The sequence below is a fragment of the Actinoplanes siamensis genome (assembly GCF_016862395.1).
GTDB lineage: Bacteria > Actinomycetota > Actinomycetes > Mycobacteriales > Micromonosporaceae > Actinoplanes > Actinoplanes siamensis.
In genome coordinates this window covers 1-4,579 of the sequence record NZ_BOMW01000118.1, presented here as the reverse complement: position 1 = coordinate 4,579, position 4,579 = coordinate 1, and the positions used below count along the sequence as shown (strand labels likewise).

Here is a 4,579-nt window from a genome sequence, read left to right as displayed (position 1 = left end):
CGGGATCGCGCAACCCGTGCACCTGGACCACCCACCCCGGGCGACCGCTGGCACGCCGGCCGGGGACGCCATGGCCCCGCATCTGTAACAGTAAGAGATCTCGCACGCGGTACCACGGCAGGAGGCCGGTAACCAGGACCAGTGCGCCGGCGATAGCGATCAACCGGTTGGCCCACGGCCGCGGCCGGCTGTCGGTCACGGTTCCCGTCCGGGACGTCCTGGGTATAGCCGGAGCAAGTAGCGCTCTACGCCACGGAGGTTTTCGTCGATATAGGCGATGGCCTTGGGGACCGGCAGCTTTCCGATCGTTTCGGCGATGGCCTGGTAGGCCGCGACAGCTTCCTCGCGCCCGGCGTAGAAAACCTGCACCGTGTAGTTACCCGGTCCGGCGGGAGCGACGATGTCGTCCAGGCATCGCGCGTCATCGGACAGGATGAGATCGCCGGTGGCACAGCGCAGCGGCAGGATCACCGGACCGAGCCAGTCAGTGCCGGATGGAGGTTCGTCTGGCACGCTGTCCCAGGTTTGGACTTCGACCGCTACCAGCAGCATGTCCTGCGCCCGGACCACCCAGACCTCATAGCCCGTCGAGGCGGCGACTTCTTCCCATGCTCGCTTGATGGCCTTCGACGCGCCAACACCGGCATCGGCATCGACGTCTCTCAGCGTGAACGTGCCGTGTGAAGGACGTAGATCGATCAGGGAGCTGCTGACCAGAGGCAATGCGCGGTTCCTTCCGATGTGCGGCTGGGTGAGGCCAAGGGTAGGACCAATCTGATCATGTTGGAGTACAGCCCGCAGCCGATCACACTGCCTGTTCAGTGGGCGTATGACAGCCTCAAAATACGAGCTGGCTGGCGGTGACAGCCGCGTAGCGAGCGGGAGGCGCAACGACGGTCCGACTTGTCGCAGGGCCGCCCGCCGCCAGGGCGGCACACGCGTCCTGATCTTCACCACCGGCGCACGGGGCGCGGTTGCCCTACGGTGACCGGTATGACTGAGGATCCATCGGCATCGACACGCCGGGCGTGGGTCGGCCGGGTAGCCGCGGTGATCGCGCTGGTGTCGGTGCCACTGGTGTCGCTGCTGTGCTGTGTGCCGGGCTTCGCGGCCATCGGCGGGATGGACTCCAACTGCGGCGCCGACGCCGACCATGCGTGCATGGACCTGTCCCAACCGGTGTTCACCGTCTGGCGGGGGTAGCGCGGGGGAAGTTGCGGCGCCGGCCGCCCCGGCGACGCCCGTCCGTTGCTCACGAAGGGTAATCGGTGGACGTGAGCTGCCGCCCGGATCGCGGCGAAAGAGCGTACTCGCTGGTACCGTGGCCGCGTTTGATCCGGCGCGCGTGACAGGTAGAGCAATGCCCAGGATTCTGCGATTGATGGGTTATTGGGACGGTCCTGAGGCGGCCGGAGGGCTGCCGGACGTCTGCGATTTCGTATCTACCGATGAAAATCCCGATGAAGCACGGGCCGTCGCCGCATATCTGCGGGCCGGTGCCGTATTTGCCGTGGCACTAGGCGTCTCAGTGTGCCGCTTGTGTGGGTCGCTCAACGGTAGTGGCGAGCAAACCGATGGCGAGAACTTCGTATGGCCGCAAGGTTTGGCACACTATGTCGAGAAACATGGTGTACGTCTGCCAAGTGACGTCGTCGCTGTCGCGATGCACGGCTCGGTCTTGCCGGTCGACCTGGAGCGCTTCGAAGACGAACTTCTGAGCACCGGCGAAACGACGATCGATGCCGGCTGGTGGCACAGCCTAGCGCAGACGACCGGCCGAGCACCTACCGCCGACACTCAGATCTCGCATCTCCTGGGCTGCCGGCGGAACCTGAGGGAAGCCAGCTGGAACCTGCCAACCAAGGCAGACATCTACGTCGACCACATACCGTCAGGATCGATCGCTACCCTCGCCGGCGTCCGGCGGCTACTTGGGCTCGCATGGCCGCTGTCGGGCCTGCGTAATCTTCTCGCAACCCAGCCTTTCCTGACCGTCGAGGCCGGAAACCCGCGTACTTTGCGGCATGCCCTGATTTCAGCACAGCAACTACAGCCTCACCTGTTCTACAGCACGAGCGGTGGGCTCAGGCCGGTATGGACGGAAAGATAACGACAAAGCGCCCATATGAGGGTCTACAGGAAGCGCTCGGATCGCGGCAGATGCGGATACCTGCGCTGACGAGCCGCCCATCTCGCGTGACGCCGGCGAGGTGTCTCAGCTGGGATGGTATGGCAGGGTGGCATGGTGATCGACAACGGCGCCGCACTGGACTCCGTGATCGCGCATGGATTACAGGAAGGCGCGATCGATTATGACGAGATCTCCTCGACCGTGGATGCCCTCGCCGGCTCCGGAGACATCAGTCTGGTCCCTCGGCTGCGCCAGGTCCTCGAGCGCTTCCTCGACGAGGAGAACTTCTACGGCAGAGACCTCATTGCCGCAGTGCTGGCCGGCATCGCGGGCGTGGAAGCATTACCTGCCCTCTTGGGAGCCGCAGCCCGTGACCTCGGTGACGACCAGGACGGCCTGCAGGCGGACATCGCCGGGCTGCTGGATGCGGACCCACAGGTCAGCCGACAGAAAATCCTTGAGCTGGTTTATAGCGATGTGCTCGAGCATCGGCGTGTGGGCCTGCTGGCGCTCGGCCAGGTGGCCGAAACCGACGATGTTCCGCTACTGGCCGAGGCCACCCGCCACACCGATCCGGCCGTGCGCCTGATGGTTGTCGACACCCTGCCTGACCTGGCCGGCGAAGACGTGGCACTCCAGGTCCTGACCGCGGCACTCCAGGACTCGGACCAACGAGTACGACTGGCAGCAACCAGCCGACTTGCCGCCACCAGACATTCTCACGCCGTAGAACCACTCGTAGAGCTGCTTACCGATCCCAATCCTCAGGTACGGGCACGCGCGGCATACGCCCTCGGCCGGCTGGGCAACGCGTCCGCGACACCGGCACTGCGAGACCTCCTGCACGACACCGACCGACGCGTACGCGAGCAGGCCCGCGACGCGCTCGGTGAGATCGGCGCAGCCGACGCAGTCGACGCCCTGCTCGCTGAGGCCATCAGCCCAGACCCACGCTTGCGGGCGCAAGCCGCGAAAGCGCTCGCGAACAGCACCCAACGCGACGAACGAGCCGCGCCGCAGCTCATACTGCTGGCACACGACCCTAGTCCGGACGTACGTGCGGCCACTCTCAGCGGGCTCGCAACTGTCGCCGACCAGTCGTCGCGCTGGGCTTCGCTGGCCACCGAACTAGCAAACGACCCCGACCCGATGGTCCGTCAACGCGTCGCAAACGTGGCACGCCACCTCGCGCCGGACGACCTCAGCGGCATCCTTCATCGCCTTGCCGCCGACCCCGAGCCGATCGTGCAACAGGCAGCGACCGCCCAACTCGCCCAACTACTGCGGTAAGAGCACCAACGCACAGCCGACATCATGGAGCCCTCAATCTGCTCCTGCTTTGCGACCTGCTGGCAAGCGCGGATCTCGGCACGAGCGCGCATCGAGGGCGCCGACGCCTGCGTCACAGCGCGTAGCCGCTCCCGCGACCGGCGCGCACGCTCGGCGGCAGAAGAGGACGTGTCGGGCGCCGGCCACCTATCACCGCTCGGCAGGCGGCCTGCCGATATCACCGAGGCTATCCAGCAGCCGCTCGCGGGCGTCATGAAGGCGGCCGGACTAGTCCGGCATGAAGATCTCGACAAGCGACTTATCCAGCGTGCCAGCGATCGCGTACAGCGGAGACCAGACCGCGCGCTCCTCGTTGACGAGGTTATCGAACGCCGCGGTGCCGATCATCCGGTCGAGCCAGTCGGAGAGCACGAGACCCTGGTCTCTGGTGAGTTTGATCGTGAGTTCGTCATCCGGCACCGATGAAGCGTACTGGCCACCAGCCTGGTCGCCCCGCCCGTGCGGGAGCGTGATCAGCGGCATGAGAGTCAACCCAGGGCCAAGCCCGCCGGGACGGACGCTATCGATCCTCACCACCTGGAGTGGCATGCTCGATCCGTGCTGAAGCAGCTGGACGATGGTCTGGAAATCACCGCTGAGCCCGGTCGTGGGCGTGTACGGCTACGCGCCGTCGAAAGGCCGTGGAACGACGAAGTCCTCGACTTCCTGTGCGAAATCGCCGACGCCGGTTTCAGTGCCACTAGGATGGTCCGCACGCTCGGTGGAGACTCGCTGCCCGCCTGGATGGCTGAGCTGGCGGAGTCGTATGCCGGGTGGAAGGGCGTTCGCAGCTGGAATTCGCTGGAGCAGGACCTCCGCATCGAGGCAACCCACGACCGGCGGGCTCATGTCTCACTCCGCTTCGCCGTTCGCGGACCCCGAGGTTACGAGGCGGACGCTTGGGAAGCCTCCGCCTGCGTGCAACTCGATGCCGGCGAGGATATGAAGCGCTTCGCCGCCGAGGTGGCCGCCTTCTTCGCGTAGTCTCCCTGGGCTCATCACTCGGATCGCGGCAAATCCGTGCGCCGTCACAGCAGCCGCATGGCCGGCATGACAAGGCGTCGGTCACTCACCGCCGGCCACCGGCCGCGACGGCGGCGGCCGACCCGAGCGCGGACA

General features: G+C 66.0%; 6 protein-coding genes. 4 read left to right on the top strand and 2 right to left on the bottom strand.

Features of this window, described 5'->3' with window-relative positions; all coding sequences use genetic code 11:
• Nucleotides 1-195: 195 nt before the first annotated feature.
• A complete protein-coding gene (locus tag Asi03nite_RS37180; RefSeq protein WP_203685217.1) occupies nucleotides 196-723 on the bottom strand; it encodes a hypothetical protein in 528 nt (175 codons plus the stop codon).
• 270 nt (nucleotides 724-993) lie between these two features.
• Between Asi03nite_RS37180 and Asi03nite_RS37175 the strand changes: the two genes are divergently transcribed.
• The 3 genes from Asi03nite_RS37175 to Asi03nite_RS37165 all read left to right on the top strand — a co-directional run bounded on the left by Asi03nite_RS37175 (nucleotide 994) and on the right by Asi03nite_RS37165 (nucleotide 3,421).
• Nucleotides 994-1,203, top strand: coding sequence for a hypothetical protein (locus Asi03nite_RS37175; RefSeq protein WP_203685216.1), 210 nt, complete (start codon nucleotides 994-996; stop codon nucleotides 1,201-1,203).
• A gap of 157 nt (nucleotides 1,204-1,360) precedes the next feature.
• Nucleotides 1,361-2,110 (top strand): hypothetical protein, encoded by a 750-nt coding sequence (locus Asi03nite_RS37170; RefSeq protein ID WP_203685215.1) that lies wholly within the window; start codon nucleotides 1,361-1,363, stop codon nucleotides 2,108-2,110.
• Between the two features lie 132 nt (nucleotides 2,111-2,242).
• Nucleotides 2,243-3,421 carry a HEAT repeat domain-containing protein gene (locus Asi03nite_RS37165; protein WP_203685214.1) on the top strand — a complete coding sequence of 393 codons (1,179 nt, stop codon included), beginning with the start codon at nucleotides 2,243-2,245 and terminating at the stop codon, nucleotides 3,419-3,421.
• Nucleotides 3,422-3,688: 267 nt separating this feature from the next.
• On the opposite strand, the gene Asi03nite_RS37160 is transcribed toward Asi03nite_RS37165, so the two are convergent.
• On the bottom strand, nucleotides 3,689-3,943 hold the full coding sequence (locus Asi03nite_RS37160; protein WP_239103211.1) for a hypothetical protein: 255 nt from the start codon (nucleotides 3,941-3,943) through the stop codon (nucleotides 3,689-3,691).
• 75 nt (nucleotides 3,944-4,018) lie between these two features.
• On the opposite strand from Asi03nite_RS37160, the gene Asi03nite_RS37155 reads away from it, so the two are divergent.
• Nucleotides 4,019-4,444, top strand: a complete 426-nt coding sequence (locus Asi03nite_RS37155) for a DUF6228 family protein (protein ID WP_203685213.1) — start codon at nucleotides 4,019-4,021, stop codon at nucleotides 4,442-4,444.
• Nucleotides 4,445-4,579: the final 135 nt, after the last annotated feature.

Excerpts from the sequence above, each read along its gene's own strand:
- Asi03nite_RS37175 (WP_203685216.1), top strand. The coding sequence starts at position 994 with ATGACTGAGGATCCATCGGCATCGACACGCCGGGCGTGGGTCGGCCGG.
- Asi03nite_RS37170 (WP_203685215.1), top strand. The coding sequence starts at position 1,361 with ATGCCCAGGATTCTGCGATTGATGGGTTATTGGGACGGTCCTGAGGCG.
- Asi03nite_RS37165 (WP_203685214.1), top strand. The coding sequence starts at position 2,243 with ATGGTGATCGACAACGGCGCCGCACTGGACTCCGTGATCGCGCATGGA.
- Asi03nite_RS37160 (WP_239103211.1), bottom strand. The coding sequence starts at position 3,943 with ATGCCGCTGATCACGCTCCCGCACGGGCGGGGCGACCAGGCTGGTGGC.